At 33.5% G+C, this 17,764-nt stretch carries 20 protein-coding genes; 18 read left to right on the forward strand and 2 right to left on the reverse strand.

What is annotated here, in order from left to right:
* Positions 1–227 precede the first annotated feature (227 nt).
* From H4V97_RS05465 to H4V97_RS05520, 12 genes are all read left to right on the forward strand, one after another.
* A complete protein-coding gene (locus H4V97_RS05465) occupies positions 228–3,347 on the forward strand; it encodes a PAS domain S-box protein (protein WP_196851480.1) in 3,120 nt (1,039 codons plus the stop codon).
* Positions 3,348–4,136: 789 nt separating this feature from the next.
* Positions 4,137–4,367 (forward strand): hypothetical protein, encoded by a 231-nt coding sequence (locus tag H4V97_RS05470; protein ID WP_196851481.1) that lies wholly within the window; start codon positions 4,137–4,139, stop codon positions 4,365–4,367.
* On the forward strand, positions 4,357–4,704 hold the full coding sequence (locus H4V97_RS05475; RefSeq protein WP_196851482.1) for a type II toxin-antitoxin system PemK/MazF family toxin: 348 nt from the start codon (positions 4,357–4,359) through the stop codon (positions 4,702–4,704). Before H4V97_RS05470 ends, H4V97_RS05475 begins: the two co-directional genes overlap by 11 nt.
* Before the next feature lie 529 nt (positions 4,705–5,233).
* Positions 5,234–5,830 carry a hypothetical protein gene (locus H4V97_RS05480; RefSeq protein ID WP_196851483.1) on the forward strand — a complete coding sequence of 199 codons (597 nt, stop codon included), beginning with the start codon at positions 5,234–5,236 and terminating at the stop codon, positions 5,828–5,830.
* A gap of 273 nt (positions 5,831–6,103) precedes the next feature.
* A complete protein-coding gene (locus tag H4V97_RS05485) occupies positions 6,104–6,580 on the forward strand; it encodes a Dps family protein (protein ID WP_196851484.1) in 477 nt (158 codons plus the stop codon).
* A gap of 342 nt (positions 6,581–6,922) precedes the next feature.
* Positions 6,923–7,270: a DoxX family protein gene (locus tag H4V97_RS05490; RefSeq protein WP_196851485.1), complete on the forward strand. Its 348-nt coding sequence runs from the start codon at positions 6,923–6,925 to the stop codon at positions 7,268–7,270.
* Positions 7,270–7,605, forward strand: a complete 336-nt coding sequence (locus H4V97_RS05495) for a hypothetical protein (RefSeq protein ID WP_196851486.1) — start codon at positions 7,270–7,272, stop codon at positions 7,603–7,605. The genes H4V97_RS05490 and H4V97_RS05495 overlap by 1 nt, the downstream gene beginning before the upstream one ends.
* Positions 7,606–7,701: 96 nt before the next feature.
* Positions 7,702–8,121, forward strand: a complete 420-nt coding sequence (locus H4V97_RS05500) for a hypothetical protein (RefSeq protein WP_196851487.1) — start codon at positions 7,702–7,704, stop codon at positions 8,119–8,121.
* Positions 8,122–8,776: 655 nt separating this feature from the next.
* Positions 8,777–9,163 (forward strand): YkvA family protein, encoded by a 387-nt coding sequence (locus H4V97_RS05505; protein WP_209549143.1) that lies wholly within the window; start codon positions 8,777–8,779, stop codon positions 9,161–9,163.
* A 194-nt stretch (positions 9,164–9,357) separates the two neighbouring features.
* A complete protein-coding gene (locus H4V97_RS05510) occupies positions 9,358–10,443 on the forward strand; it encodes an L-dopachrome tautomerase-related protein (protein WP_209549144.1) in 1,086 nt (361 codons plus the stop codon).
* Between the two features lie 44 nt (positions 10,444–10,487).
* Positions 10,488–10,820, forward strand: coding sequence for a hypothetical protein (locus H4V97_RS05515; protein WP_209549145.1), 333 nt, complete (start codon positions 10,488–10,490; stop codon positions 10,818–10,820).
* Between the two features lie 39 nt (positions 10,821–10,859).
* Positions 10,860–11,219 carry a DUF4157 domain-containing protein gene (locus H4V97_RS05520; RefSeq protein ID WP_209549146.1) on the forward strand — a complete coding sequence of 120 codons (360 nt, stop codon included), beginning with the start codon at positions 10,860–10,862 and terminating at the stop codon, positions 11,217–11,219.
* Between the two features lie 69 nt (positions 11,220–11,288).
* Here H4V97_RS05520 and H4V97_RS05525 read toward each other — a convergent pair whose 3' ends face one another.
* The gene (locus H4V97_RS05525; RefSeq protein ID WP_209549147.1) at positions 11,289–12,128 is read right to left on the reverse strand and encodes an alpha/beta hydrolase; all 840 of its coding nucleotides are present in this window, start codon (positions 12,126–12,128) and stop codon (positions 11,289–11,291) included.
* A 401-nt stretch (positions 12,129–12,529) separates the two neighbouring features.
* Between H4V97_RS05525 and H4V97_RS05530 the strand changes: the two genes are divergently transcribed.
* From H4V97_RS05530 to H4V97_RS05555, 6 genes are all read left to right on the forward strand, one after another.
* A complete protein-coding gene (locus tag H4V97_RS05530; RefSeq protein ID WP_209549148.1) occupies positions 12,530–12,829 on the forward strand; it encodes an HPF/RaiA family ribosome-associated protein in 300 nt (99 codons plus the stop codon).
* Positions 12,830–13,169: 340 nt separating this feature from the next.
* Positions 13,170–13,454, forward strand: coding sequence for a rhodanese-like domain-containing protein (locus H4V97_RS05535; RefSeq protein WP_196851494.1), 285 nt, complete (start codon positions 13,170–13,172; stop codon positions 13,452–13,454).
* A gap of 5 nt (positions 13,455–13,459) precedes the next feature.
* Positions 13,460–13,780 (forward strand): rhodanese-like domain-containing protein, encoded by a 321-nt coding sequence (locus H4V97_RS05540; RefSeq protein ID WP_209549149.1) that lies wholly within the window; start codon positions 13,460–13,462, stop codon positions 13,778–13,780.
* A gap of 231 nt (positions 13,781–14,011) precedes the next feature.
* On the forward strand, positions 14,012–14,575 hold the full coding sequence (locus H4V97_RS05545; protein WP_245345196.1) for a ferritin-like domain-containing protein: 564 nt from the start codon (positions 14,012–14,014) through the stop codon (positions 14,573–14,575).
* A 205-nt stretch (positions 14,576–14,780) separates the two neighbouring features.
* Positions 14,781–15,635, forward strand: coding sequence for a transketolase (locus tag H4V97_RS05550; RefSeq protein ID WP_196851496.1), 855 nt, complete (start codon positions 14,781–14,783; stop codon positions 15,633–15,635).
* A 55-nt stretch (positions 15,636–15,690) separates the two neighbouring features.
* The gene (locus tag H4V97_RS05555; protein WP_209549150.1) at positions 15,691–16,644 is read left to right on the forward strand and encodes a transketolase family protein; all 954 of its coding nucleotides are present in this window, start codon (positions 15,691–15,693) and stop codon (positions 16,642–16,644) included.
* 73 nt (positions 16,645–16,717) lie between these two features.
* Here the strand turns inward: H4V97_RS05555 and H4V97_RS05560 are convergent, their stop codons facing one another.
* Positions 16,718–17,692 (reverse strand): FKBP-type peptidyl-prolyl cis-trans isomerase, encoded by a 975-nt coding sequence (locus H4V97_RS05560; RefSeq protein WP_209549151.1) that lies wholly within the window; start codon positions 17,690–17,692, stop codon positions 16,718–16,720.
* Between the last annotated feature and the right edge of the window lie 72 nt (positions 17,693–17,764).

Raw genomic sequence — 17,764 nt, forward strand, 5'->3', positions numbered from 1 at the left:
CGGAAGTAGTTCGTTTAAAACCATGAAATAAATCATCAAAATCAGGAACTTCTGAAACGGCTCGCCTGATGATAGCAGTTGGTACAACTACTTCATCTTCTTTTTTTTGTCATCTTAATTGGTTTTATATATATATTTACACAGGAGTAACATTTTCAGGAAAAACACTACCGAAGGTTTAGTTTATAGAACTGCTTAGAAAAAGAATAAACTATTAAAAAAATAAAATGGACAAAAAAAATCAGGGCAAAGCACATCACACAGAGCCATTGTCTATGGATGCTATTGAATTGACATTCCAAGGCCTTATTTCGCAAGCTCCAGTAGCTATAACCACATTTCTTGGTCCAACTTTTATTTTACAAACAGTTAATAAAACTGCACTCGAAATTTGGGGAAAAACACAGGAGGAGGTACTTCATAAAACTCTTTTAGAAATTTCACCTGAATTGGAAGTTGGCTTAAAACAAATATTCGACCAAGTGTATAGTACTGGTAACCAATTTATCTCTAATGAAATACTACTTCAAGTTAACCGTAATGGAAAAATAGAAAATGGTTACTTTAATTCGATTTATCAAGCATTGCGAGATTTAAACAATAAAATTTACGGCATCACAGTAGTAACAACAGAGGTAACAGATTCTGTGAACGCCCGCAAACAAATTGAAGAAAGCGAAAAGCTTCTCAGCAATATTCTTTCGCAATCCCTTATGGCAATTGCTATTTTTAAAGGATCTGAAATGGTATTAGAATTTGCAAATGATTCAATGTTTAATGTGCTGGGAAAAGGAACTACTATACTTAATAAACCGCTGTTAGAAGGAGTACCCGAATTAAAAGACCAGGTGTTTCCTCAGTTGCTTGCCGGTGTTTACGCTACCGGAGTTCCTTTTGAAGCATCCGAAACCAAAACCATACTGGTGCGCAACGGAATACCCGTTGATGCTTATTTCAATTTTATATATCAGCCTTACAAGGATTTTGATGAAACCATTACAGGCATTACCGTATTCGCCTTTGAAGTAACCGAACAAGTGCTTGCAAAAAAACAAATTGAAGCAAACGAAGAGTTTAACCGCACCATTTTAGAAAGTAGCCCTGATTGTTTAAAAGTATTAGATATGGAAGGTCGTATTCAATTTATGAACTTCAATGGGCTTTGCCAGATGGAGATAGATGACTTTTCCACGGTTAAAAACACAAATTGGTTTACGCTTTGGGGCAGTGAAAATGAAGCATTAGTAAAAGCTTCGGTTGACAAAGCATTGACAGGAGAAACCGCAAACTTCACAGCATTTTGCCCTACTGTTAAAGGTACACCCAAATGGTGGGATGTGGTGTTATCGCCTATTGGTAAACCTGGTGAACCCGTGCAGCAGCTCATTTCCGTTTCAAGAGACATTACCGAAAAAAAGAAATCGGAAGAAGCATTAGAAAAAATGGCCACGCACTTAAAGCTTTCCACCGATTCGGCAAATGTTGGCACCTGGTCGTTAGACATAAAAACACAAAAATTAGAATGGAGTGCCCTGCATAAAAAAATGTGGGGATATGATGAAAAGCAAGAAGACCTTGAATATGTAGACTGGTATAAAATTATTGTTAATGAGGATAAAGAAAATACTTTTAGAAAAGTAGAAGAAGCAAGAACAAATCACTCTATTTATGAAGTAGAATACCGGATTGAAAGAGCAAATGACAAAGTCATTCGCTGGATGAAAGCCGTTGGCCGGTACCATTATAACGAAGCCGGAGAATCTATAACGCTTACCGGAATAAGCTTAGACATTACTGAACAGAAAGAAGCAGAAGAAAAAATTGCAGAAAGCGAAAACCAATTCCGCACTTTTGCAAACAGCATTCAAAATCTTGCATGGATCGCGAGTGGTGACGGATGGATTTACTGGTATAACCAGCGATGGCATGATTACACTGGAACCACGCTGGAAGAAATGCAAGGTTGGGGATGGGAAAAAGTCCATCATCCCGACTACGTAAATAAAGTTGTGGAGTTTATTAAAGAAGCATGGAAGAAAGGCGAAGCCTGGGAATTGACCTTCCCGCTTCGCAGGCATGATGGCAAATATTATTGGTTTTTAACCCGTGCCTATCCTGTAAAAGATGCCAAAGGAAATATTGAGCGATGGATAGGAACAAATACCGATATTGATGAACAGAAAAGATTTAGCGAAGAATTGACAGAAGCAAATGCAAAAGCAGAAACTGCCTTGTACTCCAAGCAACAATTTTTAGCAAACATGAGCCACGAAATCCGCACACCAATGACTGCCATTGTTGGATTTACAAAAGTGTTACTAAAATCAGATTTATCGGTAAAACAAAAAGAATATGTAAAAGCCATAAAAACTAGTGGTGATGCACTCATTGTCCTAATTAATGATATACTTGATTTAGCAAAAGTAGATACAGGAAAAATGACATTTGAAGAGACACCATTCAAAATGGACTTATTAATATCAAACATAATTCTATTGTTTGAATTGAAAAGCCAGGAAAAGAATTTAGCGTTGATTGAAGAATACGATAAAAATATTCCAGAGTTATTGTTGGGCGATGCAGTGCGTTTGCAGCAAATTATTTTAAATCTTTTGAGTAATGCTTTAAAGTTTACAACCAAAGGGAAAATTAACATAATGGTTCGTTTGTTGAAGGAAGACGAAGAGAATGTGACCATTGATTTTGCAATAACCGACACAGGAATTGGGATACCAGAAGATAAAATAGAATCCATTTTTGAAAATTTTCAGCAAGCAACAAGTTCCACTTCAAGAATATACGGAGGAACAGGATTAGGTCTTGCGATCTGTAAACAGTTAGTAGAAAAACAAGGCGGAACAATTTCAGTAAAAAGTAAAGTTAATGAAGGTTCATCTTTTAGTTTTTCTTTAACTTTTAAAAAAGCCCTTACAGCAATTAAACTAACAGATACAGAGGATATTTTATACAGTGAAATTAAGGACATAAAAGTATTAGTGGTTGAAGACGTTAAACTCAATCAAATGTTGATGCGAATAATTTTAGACGATTTCCAATTTAAGCATGATATTGCCGACAACGGAAAAATTGCAATTGAAAAAATGCAAACAGAGATTTACGATATTATTTTAATGGATTTACAAATGCCAGTGATGGATGGATTTGCAACCACAGAATATATTCGAAATACACTGAATTCAAATATTCCAATTATTGCTCTAACAGCAGATGTGACAACAGTTGATCTAGAAAAATGTAAACTTGCTGGAATGAATGATTATATTTCAAAACCTCTTGATGAAAGAATATTATACAGTAAAATAGTTAGCTTATTAAAAACTAAATAGTGCGATCTTGTACAGGCACACAAACTAATGTAAATCGCTTTGTGGACAGAGAAGAATAACCGTACAATCGCGTAGACGGCTCCCCACCTAATGGAACGGAGTGCGCCTCGCACACCATCTCGTGTTTTGGGACGACACGGTTCGCAGAGAGATGGATTGAGTTAGATGTAAACATCGGTCAATGATTGTTACCCTCGTTTTTCCAAGCGTTTAAGCGTAATATTTGTTTCTATAATGAGACTCTACGCTATCGCCCAACCTCCGTTCCTGGTTCGAATCCAAGCAAAGTCATACTCTTGGTCAACGCCCAATACGATCAGGTTTTTCCTTTTCCTTTCGGGTTTTTTCCAATCGTGCCAGATATAATTCACTCTGGTCCTCGTTTTCAAGGAGTACCTAATTTCTTTAAAAAGAAAATCAAATCAGGTTCAATGCGGTTCAATTACCCTTTGACGATGTGGGACTCATTTTTACTTACTACAATTCCAAGAGAATCTTCAACTTGATTGATCCAAATGAGTTAAAACTTATTGATAGTGTTTTTAAACTGTATTGAAGCACTATTAAGGGCATTTTGCCACTTAAAATTATTCACGAATCATTGTCAGCCTCTTTTTAAAGAGACTTTCTTTTGTACGACATATCAACTATATTTACAAATTCCCAATGCAGTTTGAGAAACTTTGAAGGTTTTTAGACGAACTGACGTTAGCGGTAATGCGAAAAAAATCGCGTTAAACAATTTGATATCTAAAAAAGATATACCTTTGTAATATCAAATTACAACACATGAAAACAGTATCGCTTAAAATAGATGATTCAATATTCGGAGAAACTGAAAAAATTCTTTCTAGAATCAGTATTTCTAGAAATAGATATATCAACGAAGCAATTGAATATTATAATAAAGTACAGAAAAGACAAATTTTAGAAAAACAACTTAAAGCCGAATCCGAGTTAGTCAAAAAAGAGTCAATGAACATTTTAAAAGAATTTGAAAGAATTGACTATGCAGATTAATCAATATGAAATTTGGATTGCTGACTTGAATCCACAAATAGGAACTGAAGCAGGTAAATCTAGACAAGTCCTTATAGTTCAAACAAACTTACTAAATAAAATATCACACCCATCAACAATCGTTTGTCCAATAACTACAAATGTTCAAGATGATTCTGAAATTTTAAGAGTTCATCTTAAGAAAGGAATAGCAAATTTACACGATAATTGCGACATAATGATTGACCAAATTCGAGCAATCGACAACAAAAGATTGATTAAAAAGGTTGGAAAATTACCAACTGATTTGATAGAAAAAATAAAAGAAAATATTGCGATTATTATTGATATAGAATAAGCACGATCGCACAACAGCCGTTTCCCAAGATTGGAGATTTTGTGCTAAATTCACATTCACGTTTCGCAAGAAATATTCACTCTTGTGCTCGTTTTCAACGAGTACCTACTTTCTTTAAAAACGAAACCGAAGCATCTATAATCCGGTTCAATTACCCTCTGCCGATGTTGGACTCATTTTTACTGCCAACGATCTCAAGAGAATCTTCAACTTGATTGATCCAAATGAGTTAAAACTTATTGATAGTGTTTTTAAACTGTATTGAAGCACTATTAAGGGCATTTTGCCACTTGAAATTATTCACGAATTATTATCAGCCTCTTTTTACAGAGACTTTCTTTTGTACGACAAATCAACTATATTTACCAATTCACAACACAGTTTGAGAAACTTAAAAGGTTTTTAGAGGAACTGACTTTAGCCTACAAATTATGAAAAAACTGCTAAAAACAATATTGTTACTAACATTTTTAATTCTTTTTATGAACTGTGAAAAGAAAATTGATGAAGTAGAATTTGAAAAAAATGTATGACTGAAATTTTTCCGAAAATAGTTGACTCCATTTGTCTTGATAGTAGGAAAATGAACCCACCACCGACATTTGGAATAGAAACTTGGAATAAAGGAGAAATTATAAAAGTTGACACTTCAAAAGTTACAAGTAAAGAAAGAATTAAATATCAGAAGTGGAAAGCAGAACAAAAAAGAGTTGATAATGATACATCTAAAATAATTATTGGTTTCGACCAATATTTATTAAATTATGGACAAGGAAGATTAGCTGGTGAATCAAAATTATTAAATTCAAATTACAGTAATTTTAAATTTGACTTTTCAAAAATTAAATTAAATAGAAAATTTAAAATAAAAGATATATCTGAATTTCCAAAAGCAGAAATTCTATTAAAACATCATAGAGTTTTATTATATGAACAAAAATATAATTTTGTATTTTCTGGTTTACTTGAAATTTCAAGAATAAAATTCGACAAGAATAAAAAAAATGGAGTTTTAGAAGGTAGTTTTAGTTATTATGGAAGATGCGGAAGAGGTTACCGAATATATATAATGGAAATTAACGGAAAGTGGATAATCGAAAAAATGGAAGATACTTGGATATCGTAAAAATACCTAGGCTAACAGCCATTTTGAGCTAGCTGGAATTCAGTGAAATTCCCGTTTTTATTTACATTCTGGTTTCGGCAATAATATTCTGTAGTAAAATCTCCAATTTGATGAAGCAGGGGAAACTTATTTACCAGCGTAAAATGGCATACTACAAACAGTGAAAAATAATAAATGTAGAATATTACACTTGTGTAGCCTTTGTTACATTTATTGAAAAAATAAGTGCTACTTTTATACAAATAATTCAAATCATTCACCAAAATATATAAAATGAATACTACAAATCGAATTGGACTTGACACTGACAAAGCAAAACATTTGGCCGAAAAACTAAATGATCTTTTGGCCAACTATTCCATATTTTACCAAAACACGAGAGGTTATCATTGGAATATTAAAGGCGAAAAATTTTTTGAACTTCATGTAAAGTTTGAAGAACTATATAATGACTTGCTGTTGAAAATAGACGAAGTTGCAGAAAGAATTTTAACATTGGGACATACGCCAAAGCATAACTACACGGACTACCGTAGTACATCTAAAATTAAAGAAAGTGTTCTAGTGAGTGATGGTATAAAAGCGGTCGAAGATATTTTAACTTCATTTCAAACCATAATAATACTGCAACGAGAGCTACTTACAATTTCTGACGACGCACAAGACGAAGGAACGAACGCCTTAATGAGTGACTACATAAGATTGCAAGAAAAATTGGTATGGATGTATTCTTCTTTTCTGAATAAGTAACGAAGTCGAAAAATAAAACAGTATCGTATGATTGAAATACATTTTACATCTCGTGGTTACGTTTTAATTTTCAGAATGTTTCTTTTCCTAACTTCGTTTTTTCTAATGAAAAGTACGAGTTTGCGAAGTGTCCACGAGTAATTGTATGACACCCAGAAGCAAGGTTGGCCAGACTTTTTAACCGAAACGCTGTTATGACTCGAATAAGTGAACATAAAATTATAGGGCCATTGTAAAAAGTAATCACAGACGCGAATTATAAAGTGAAGACCAGAAATCACTTAAAAATAACGGGGCAGCATCTAAAAAGCCAAATGAGTACGGAAATTTAAAAAAACTAAGATGGTAAATTTATCAATTATTGCGCAACTGATTGTTGCTATTTCTATTATTATTGTATGGGTATTTCGTTTCGATAATATCGTGAAAGAATTTAAACAATATGGCTTAAGTGATCTAACACGCACGATTGTAGGGGCCACTAAAATAGCTTTGGCAACATTACTTGTGGCTGGTATCTGGTATCCTTCACTGGTTCTAATTCCCGCACTTTTGATGGCTTTCCTTATGATAAGCGCACAGTATTTTCATTTCAAAGTGAATAACCCTTGGCAAAAACGTATACCCTCGTTGTTTCTTTTGCTACTATGTCTTTTTATTGCTGGCGTAACTCTTAATTTAATTGCCTAATGCGTTTATTACAAGTTTTAATTCTTTTTTCAAGTCTCTCTTTTTTAGCTTACGGTGTAGCTTATTTTACAACTTCAAAAATGAAAGAAGAATTTATACGATTTGGACTGCGTAGATTTGGAACACTTACTGCTGTTTTAGAAATTTTGGGAGGTTTAGGTTTATTGGTAGGATTAATGTCTAACATTATGTTACTGATATCCTCGGGAGGCTTGGCTTTATTGATGTTTTTAGGAGTAATAGTTCGGCTAAAAATCAAAGATGGTTTGTGGGCTTCTTCGCCTGCCTTATTTTATTGTGGTTTAAATTTGTATATCTTTTTAGTATCAATTTAGTATCAACGAAAATCTTTTTGAATTAAAAAGCTTAATTTAGATCAGTACTTAGACTACTTAAAAAAACATAAATCTAAATAATAAATTAGTTGAGCTATGATAATTAAAAATTCGATAATTACAAAAGGATTCATTATTGCTGGATTAATGAACGCAACGGTACTAATTTTTTCGAAATTATTTACAAACACGATAATTCCTGAATTTGATCCAACAGTAATGTCCAATTTTGGGTTACTGATGATTTTTATTTGGGGATTAGCATATATGTCGGTGGCAAAGAATTACCATAATGTAAAATGGCTCGTGGGAGTTTTTGCAATTGAAAAGTTCATTTATGGATATATCTGGATAAATTGGATCCTGAATAATAACGTTTATGATGTTTATAAAAAAGATGTATTGGCAGGAATATTTTATTCAATATACGGTATAAATGACTGGGTATTTTTTATTTTTTTTCTAATAGTCTTTATTCAACTTGCCAATTTAAAGAAATCTAGCTTTAACAACTGAATACCAAGACTTTAAATTCCCGAATTGAAATACTCGACGCTAGTAGAGGTTTTGCTATAGTTTCTAATATGACATCCCATTATAGGTAACACTTTGATGTGTAGTATTTTCCACGTAATTTACCTGCATGTATTATGGAGAAACATAAGATCATTAGGAACCCCCCGTTTTTTTTATGTTTGGACCAAAGTCGGATGCAATATTTACCCTGATGTTTGGTGATACTTTTGCCATTGAATTATCAAATCAAGAAAAAAGGAGAAAACGAATTATGATGAGATTTGCATGTCGTTTATATTTCATGTTAGCTTTCGGAATCTTAAATTCCATGTTTTGTCAGGGCTATTTTAATTATTTATGCCGTAATTAGTTTATTACAGACACCCTTATCAAAAACTAATGAAAAAACTATTTTTTGGATTGCTTCTTTTTTAATGATTATGGTTTACCTTGCTTTACGCCATTCAACAACGTTTAGAAAAAATCAATGATGCCATTTTCATGGACCTAATTTGGTAAAATGTTGGCGTATGTTAAATTGATTCCTAAAAAAAAGCAGTGCAGGAACTTCTTAAATAAAAAAAGGTCGCTTCTTGCGAATCCGGGAAGTCGCCTGCAATGTGCTCCTATTGTGCAAATTTAAACGCAGAAAATTATGCTTAAAAAAATTAAAGTTTGGGCTTCCAAATTAAAACAACAAGCTCGCATATTACAAATTGTATATCAGGACCAACGCACGCCAATTACAGCAAAAATACTTATTTGGATTACCTTAGGGTACTTATTTAGCCCTATAGAACTCATACCTGACTTCATTCCTGTTCTAGGTTTGGTTGACGATATTATAATTGTCCCAATACTAATCGCTTTTGCCATAAAACTAGTCCCAAAAGCGGTTTGGGCAGATGCGGAAGATAAGGTCCAAAATCAGCCACAAGAAAAATGGAAATTGAATTGGATGGTACTACTATTTATATGTTGCGCGTGGTTAACTTGTGCTTATTTTATTTATAATTTTGTAAAAATCCACTATTATAAATGATGCACTTGTGGCCCAGCTGGCTTTAAAAACATTGCTGTATTTTGCAAACGGAAACCACTTTCTACTATTTATATTTGTAACTTACAGAAAAATAGTAGGCTAATTAAGTCTCAACGAACTTGCTGCCGAACACATTATGCAAATTTAACCCACAATCCCAATAGGTTGTATTGGACTTATAAACTTCAACTTAAATGAAAAATATTCTTTATTTACTCTCCGTTTTTATAGTGGTAATTTCGTGTAAACAAACAACTACCAAAAAAATAGACGCCGAAACTTCAAAACAAACTGACACTGTTACTAAACAAGTTCAACAAGTGGCTGAATTTAAGGGGCAGCAAATTACTGGTGTCACTGTCAGCTCAACAGGTAGGATTTTTGTAAACTTCCCCCGATGGAGAAAAGGTGTTAAAAATTCCGTGGTTGAAATTACCAAAGACAATCAAAAATTACCGTATCCCAACAAAGAATGGAATTCTTGGGAAATTGGTAGCGCCGTTGAAAACCAAAAATTTATTGGAGTCCAATCAGTTATTGCTTTTGAAAACAAATTGTATGTATTAGACACCCGTAATCCATTATTTGGTACCGTTTTAGATGCTCCAAGACTTTTTGTCTTCAATTTAAGTGATAATAAATTGGAGAAAACCTATCTGCTACAAAAAGATAGTTATTATCCGAATTCTTATATCAACGATTTACGTGTGGATAAAAAAAACAATAAAATCTATTGTACTGATTCTGGCAGAGCCGGTTTAATTGTACTGGATATAACTTCTGGGAAATCTACCAGAGTTTTAGACAACCATTTCTCCACAAAAGCGGAGCAATCCTATTTGACTTTCAACAACAAAAAATGGAAAAACACTGTTAATTCTGACGGAATTGCATTGGATACTAAAAATGACGTACTCTATTTTCATGCATTAACAGGCTACAGTTTATATTCCGTAAGTACAAAAGTATTAGCCAATGCAAACAATAATGAAGTCGAAAAATCAGTTAAATTAGTGGCAAAAACATCGGCACCAGATGGAATGATACTCGACGAAAATGGCAATTTATATTTTGCTGATTTAGAAAACAACAAAATCATGTACCGAAAACAAGATGGCAGCATCCATATTCTTGTAGTAGGCGATAAAATTAGATGGGCGGATACATTTAGTATTTATAACCACGATTTGTATTTCACCAACTCTAGAATTAATGAAGTTACAGGCGATATTTCAACTATGACTTTTACTTTGAATAAAATAGAATTATCTAAAAATTAAAGAATAAAGAATAAAACGACAATTGCTTTAAAAGAAATCTGGCCATGGATAAACTAACCATCATTAAAATAATCCATACCGTTATTTGGGTCTTCTTCAATGTTGTTTTATTTTATTTATTGTACTCCGTTCTTATAAATAAAATTGACAAATGGGTTTGGATTTGCATTGGACTGATCCTGATGGAAGGACTCGTTTTGTTGCTTTTTAAAAGAATGTGTCCGATAACCGTAATTGCCCGCAAATATTCGGATTCAACAAAAGATAATTTCGATATTTTTTTACCAAACTGGTTAGCGAAACATAATAAGTTGATCTACACCACCTTTTTCGTTCCCATTCTAATCCTACTGATTTATCGGTTAATTTCGGGCTGATTCAAATATTCAATTAAAAAAGGAATCCAAAATATAAATATGAAAGAAAGGATACAAAAAAAAGAAAACAAAACTGGATTACCCGATAATCTAAAATCAGGCATAGAAAATCTCTCAGGGATGTCAATGGATCAGGTGAAAGTACATTACAATTCTGACAAACCAGCGCAGTTGAATTCACTGGCTTATGCCAAAGGAACAGATATCCATCTAGCTCCGGGACAAGAAAAGCATTTGCCGCATGAAGTATGGCATGTTGTACAACAGCAAAAAGGCCGGGTAAAAGCAACTATGCAAGTAAAAGATAATGTGATGATCACTACCGAAAGTGCATTGGAAGAAGAGGCTGATATAATGGGAGTGCAAGCGTCAGTTAATTTAGAAAAACTTGATCACTAAATTATTTTTTGCGCTTACAGCCAAAAATAAATTAACGTTCCCTTAAAACCATTCTTATCCAAATGGTTTTTACTTTGTATGCAATTTCATAAAGTCAACAACTTCATCAAAACGGTCGCTCCAGGGCCAAAAATACTGAACCACCATCGGAATGTGCTTTTTATTCAGACGAATGGGAACTACGCCCGCTTGGTAAGGCTGCAAAGCATCGAGAAAACGTTTGTTAGCCGTTTTTATAGAGTTATAGGTTTTATCCCCAAAATAAATCAAAAAAGGAGGTGTGTTTTTGTCTAAAAAATAAATGGGGGAAGCTTCCCTCCAATTGGCAGGACTTTTTGTCCAAGTCGCTACGTAATCATTTTCGGCAGTTGGAGGATTTTGTTCTAAATAATTCTTCATATCGAGACCTGCAGCATCATTCAAGATTATACCTGAAATACTTTTCGGATCAATTCCGTATTTTGGATTCATAACAGCCAAAGCGCCAAGATGTCCACCCGCAGAATGTCCAGTGATAAAGATTTGATTTGGATTGCCATTGTATTTGCTAATATTGTCTTTGGTCCATTTTATCACCGCTGCAATTTGCTTGGTCATTGTATCATAATCAGCCGCCGGACTCAAAGTATAATCCGGAATAACGGTAATCACTCCTTTGTTTGCAAAATTTCTACCCAGCAAATCATAGGTTCCTTTTCGTCCACTGTTCCAGTTTCCGCCATGAACGAAAATTAAAACGGGACTTGCTGATCCTTTTGTATTTTTAGGTACAAAAATATTTAATTGTGGAATATTTGTCTCTTTCGCTTTTGAAGAGGATAAATAAGAAGTGTCAGTAATTTTTTTAGAACTGCAACTTACTAAAAAGACACCATTTAAAAGTAGTAGGAAACCAAGTGAAAAACGCATTTTTTTTTACAAATATATTAATTTAATGTATAAAATCCAGCAACTAATTTTTAAAAATATTGTGTTAGTAGTATTAATTTTAAAAAAAAATTACCTGTAAATTACTAAAGAATTGAGCATTAATTTTATCTGTTTTGCTGTCGTAAATTGATGACTATTTTTAGTTATAACTGAATTTAGCCAACGCTTTTTTAGTTTGTTTAACATTCAAAATTATTCTTTTTTGAATTTAATTCGTAAATTTGGGTACTGCCCCAAAGTAAAAAAATTCATTTTGTAAGAACCTACACAAAATAGAAATTTTCATTCCAAAAGATTTTTTTCAATGTCTGGATTGGTCTTATTTTTTAATTATTAGCAACCAAAAAACAATCGCACAAATTATAAAAAAAACAGGAATCATGGAAATAATTACTCAATTTGTTCGAACAAACAAAAATAATACCGCGCAAAAATTAGTGACCGAAAAACTGGAACTTATTACCAAACATTTTGATTGGGTAATTCGGGCAAATGTTATATTCAAAGAAGATAAAGTCACTTATGGTAAAGGCAAAATATGCGAAATTATTTTAAGTTGTCCCGGTGTTCTGCTATTTGCTTCCGCTGATAATGAATCTTTTGAAGTGGCAATCGCAGAAAGTATTAGAGATCTAGAAATACAATTGCATAAACGAAAAAGTGAACTACAAACTTTCTAGTGTACTATAATCCAAAATTACCAAGAATAAAGTTTCCTGCTTTTAAACTGCCTTAATACTAGTGATGATTTCAGCTTTACTGTAAATTCAAGACTCAATCCTATTTTGCGCAGCAGAACAAAATCTTAATACAAATTTGCACTCCATTTTTCATTGGTAAAAAAAAATGAAATGGATTAAATTTTATCTTGTGTAACAAAAGTTACTGTACAGCGCTTCTTGTTCTATTACTTTTGTTTAAATAAAAATAGAATCACTTGACTTTGCAACCGATGATTACATCAAAAACAGTTTGGTTTTTGCGCAAGCAATAAAAAATTAATTTTTAAAATCGAAAAAAATGAAAATAGAAAACTTGATTAAAGAAAAAGCATGCACCATCGTAGATGTACGAACACATGAAGAATTCATGGGCGGTCATGTCGCAGATTCCATTAATATTCCAATGGGAGAAATACAGGAAAGAATGGAAGAATTAAAGAATTTAAAAGCACCATTAATACTTTGTTGCGCATCAGGAAACCGAAGTGGACAAGCGCAACATTTTCTTTCACAAAAGGGAATTGATTGCTATAATGGCGGTTCATGGCTAGATGTAAATTACTTTCAATCACAAACCACTTAAATAAAATGATAAATACAATCAAAAAAATATTGGGTTTTGGACCAAAAGTTGACTATGCCACTTTAGTAAAACAAGGCGCCATTATTCTGGATGTACGAAGCAAAGGGGAATTCTCGGGAGGACACATTAATGGTTCCATTAACATTTCGGTAGATATGTTAAGTAGCAACTTAGCTAAACTAAAAGATAAAAACAAAACAATTATTACCTGTTGTGCTTCGGGAATGCGGAGTGCTTCTGCTAAAAGTATTCTGAAATCAAATGGTTATTCACAGGTGTATAATGGAGGTGGATGGAGCAGCCTGCAAAACAAAATAAAATCGTAAAAGAACTTTCGTGAAAAGTAAAATCTAGATTCCAAAACGGTAATTAATAAGCGTATTTTTTAAAGACACTAATTATATATTTTTAGTATAACAAAACTATTCCTATTTACAAATCGTTAATTAACAGTTATTTGAACGTTCTTTTGTTTAATTTTATAAAACTTAAACGATAAGTGAATAGTCTCCTTGACTACAACTCAGTTTAACGTTATTAATTTAAAAACAACTGTTATGGAATCGAAAATGAATAAACAAGAAAGCGAAAAAGAAGTTGTAAAAGCAAAAGCAAATGCAGCTCAAGGCTTGAGAGAATTATTTGAAGTTGGTTTAAAAGACATTTACTCTGCTGAAAAAGTGTTGAGTAAAAGTTTACCAAAAATGGTTAGTAATGCTTCCTCTCCAGAATTAGTGACTGCCTTAAAAAATCATTTAACTGAAACAGAACATCACGTTTCCCGTTTAGAAAAAATATTTGAAGTAACCGGAATAAAACCGACTGCGAAAAAATGTGAAGCAATGGAAGGATTAATAAAAGAGAGCAATGTCACAATGGAAGCAACCAAACTAGGAAATGTACGCGACGCAGGAATCATTGCGGCGGGACAAAAGGTTAAACATTATGAAATTGCTACTTATGGAACTTTACATGCCTTTGCTCAAACACTAGGTGAAAGTAAAGCCGCAGAAATGCTGGCTATGACGCTCAATGAACAGAAAAAAACAGATGCCGCGTTAACTGGAATTGCATTATCGGCAATTAATAAACAAGCAGCATCATTAAGTATGAAACACTAATTTGAATTAATTATAATTGATTACGACTTGTTTTCAATAAAAAAAGCCTGCTTCATGCAGGCTTTTTTATGGCCAATTGTAGCTTATTTCATTGCTGTTTTTAACTAACTTTCATGATTTATATCGACGTTAAATATTCAAAAAAACTATTGCCTTAACCCTAAATAAAAATTACATTTGCAGCAGTTTAACTTTTACACACAAAATGAAGCCTAACACACAACAATTAAACGATTTAACTATCCAAGTCAGAAGAGACATTCTTCGAATGGTACACGCAGTCAACTCAGGACATCCTGGAGGATCTCTTGGCTGTACTGAATTTCTTGTCGCCTTGTACCAAAATCTAATGGAACGTAAAGAAGGTTTTGATATGGACGGTATTGGAGAAGATCTTTTCTTCCTTTCTAACGGACATATTTCTCCTGTATTTTATAGCGTTTTGGCTAGAACTGGGTATTTCCCAATTTCTGAATTAGCAACGTTCCGTTTGATCAATTCAAGATTACAAGGACATCCAACTACTCACGACAGTTTACCGGGAGTGAGAATTGCGTCAGGATCTCTTGGACAAGGATTATCAGTAGGAATTGGTGCCGCTCAAGCTAAAAAATTAAATGGTGACAACCATATTATTTACACGCTTCACGGAGATGGTGAGTTACAAGAAGGTCAAAACTGGGAAGCAATTATGTATGCTTCTGCAAAAAAGGTAGATAATATTATTGCTACAATCGATTTAAACGGAAAACAAATTGACGGAACTACTGATGAAGTTTTAGCAATGGGAAGTATTCGCGCTAAATTTGAAGCATTTGATTGGGATGTTTTGGAAATTGAAAAAGGAAACGACCTTGAAGCAATCATTGCAGGTATGACAGATGCTAAAACAAGAACTGGAAAAGGAAAACCGGTTTGTGTATTGTTGCATACTGAAATGGGTAACGGAGTAGATTTTATGATGAATACTCACGCTTGGCACGGTAAAGCACCAAATGATGCGCAACTTGACAATGCTTTAGGACAAAATTATAATACTGGAGGTAATTCAGACTATTAGGAAGTGTTCAGTAATTAGTGTTCAATAGAATACTGCCAAAAATCTAAATTGAAAAATGAAAAAATATACAAATACAGGAAGTAAAGATACTCGTTCGGGTTTTGGAGCGGGAATGACTGAGTTAGGTCAAAAGAATGAAAATGTGGTTGCACTTTGTGCGGATTTAATTGGTTCTTTAAAATTTGATGACTTCAAGAAAAATCATCCAGAGCGTTTTTTCCAAATTGGTATTGCTGAAGCAAACATGATTGGAATCGCAGCAGGATTAACGATTGGTGGTAAAATTCCTTTTACAGGAACTTTCGCTAACTTTTCTACAGGAAGAGTGTATGACCAAATTCGTCAATCAGTTGCTTATTCTGAAAAAAATGTGAAAATTTGTGCTTCACATGCAGGATTAACTTTAGGAGAAGATGGCGCAACACACCAAATTCTTGAAGATATAGGTTTGATGAAAATGTTACCGGGAATGACTGTAATCAATACTTGTGATTACAATCAAACTAAAGCGGCTACATTAGCAATTGCAGATCACCATGGTCCAGTTTACTTGCGTTTTGGTCGTCCGGTAGTTCCTAATTTCATGCCAGCTGATGAGCCTTTCGAAATTGGAAAAGCAATACTTTTAAACGAAGGAACTAACGTAACTATTGTTGCTACAGGACATCTAGTTTGGGAAGCGCTAATTGCTGCTGAAGCATTAGAAGCTAAAGGAATTTCGGCTGAAGTTATCAATATTCATACAATCAAGCCACTTGACGAAGCAGCGATTTTGAAATCATTGGCAAAAACCAAATGTATTGTTACTGCTGAAGAGCACAACATTCTAGGTGGTCTTGGCGAAAGCGTTTCTAGAGTATTGGCATTACACCATCCAGCTCCACAAGAGTTTGTTGCGGTAAATGACAGTTTTGGAGAATCTGGAACACCAGAGCAATTAATGGATAAATACAAATTGAACAATCAAGCGATTGTTGAAGCTGTAGAAAGAGTTATTAAAAGAAAATAACTCCTTTTTAATCATAAAAAAATCCCGTTCATTTATTTGAACGGGATTTTTTTTACCTGCTTATTTTTATACTTTATGGATGACAAGTAGGATCTAAATAATTTTTCTTTCCTGAAGTACAAGTTGGAATACTTGCAAATGGATAAGCTATTCCTGTTGCTGGATTTTTAATTTCTAATTTAGTTGTATAATTGTCGCCATCATCATCAACATCAACAAAGTTCGCAATACCATCTCCATCAGTATCATCGGGATTTACAACGCCAGTAGCTAAAGCTCTTACATAACGATCTCCGTTTATATCTTCTAGATAAGATGGAATTCCATCACCATCTTGATCCAAACGTTGAATTTCGTATAATTTAAAACTGAATACCAAAGGAACATAAGCCGGTATCGTTCCACTTCCAGAGGCATAATAGGCTAATCCTGAAGGAATGAACATTACTCCAGCTCCGAAATTAGTAAAAGATACCGTTCCATCTGCGTTTAAAATAGGTTTGTCTCCCGTTTTAAATTGTGGAAAAGTTTCCCCCCATCCTACTATGGTACTGAATAAACTCAACATTTGTTGTGGATACTTAACTTCTTCAAATTGAGTTGTAGTCAGTGTTGTAACACCCGAGGTAGAAATTTGCTCTAAAAAATTTCCCTTGTACGATGCTAACACACCGTCAACATTACAAGGTGATTCTCCTACCCCTTCTCTCAAAACTAAATAATATAAGTTATAAGTAATATTATTAAGAACTACATCTTTACTCAAAAGTTTAGGAAAACCAGTGTTGTTTTTATAAGACATAACAGATGGTTGACTTCCTCCAACAGGAATCTTTGTAAATACTACATCCTGATCATCAGGAGCGCCAGGATTATTTGTAACGGTAATATAGTTGGTATTTAGATATTCTTCTATGACGGTCATATCAGAAGTATTTTGTATTGCATAATCTCTAAGTGGTTCAACCGTAGCAGTATCATTCTTCGAACATGAAAATAAAGAGAGAGTTGTAATTAATAGAATAAAATAATACTTAAATTTGTTCATTATAGCTGATTTTTAAGTGCGCAAGATACAATATTGATTGATTTTTGTAAACTATTTAACTCCGATTTTAGA

The sequence above is a fragment of the Flavobacterium sp. CG_23.5 genome (assembly GCF_017875765.1).
Lineage (GTDB): Bacteria > Bacteroidota > Bacteroidia > Flavobacteriales > Flavobacteriaceae > Flavobacterium.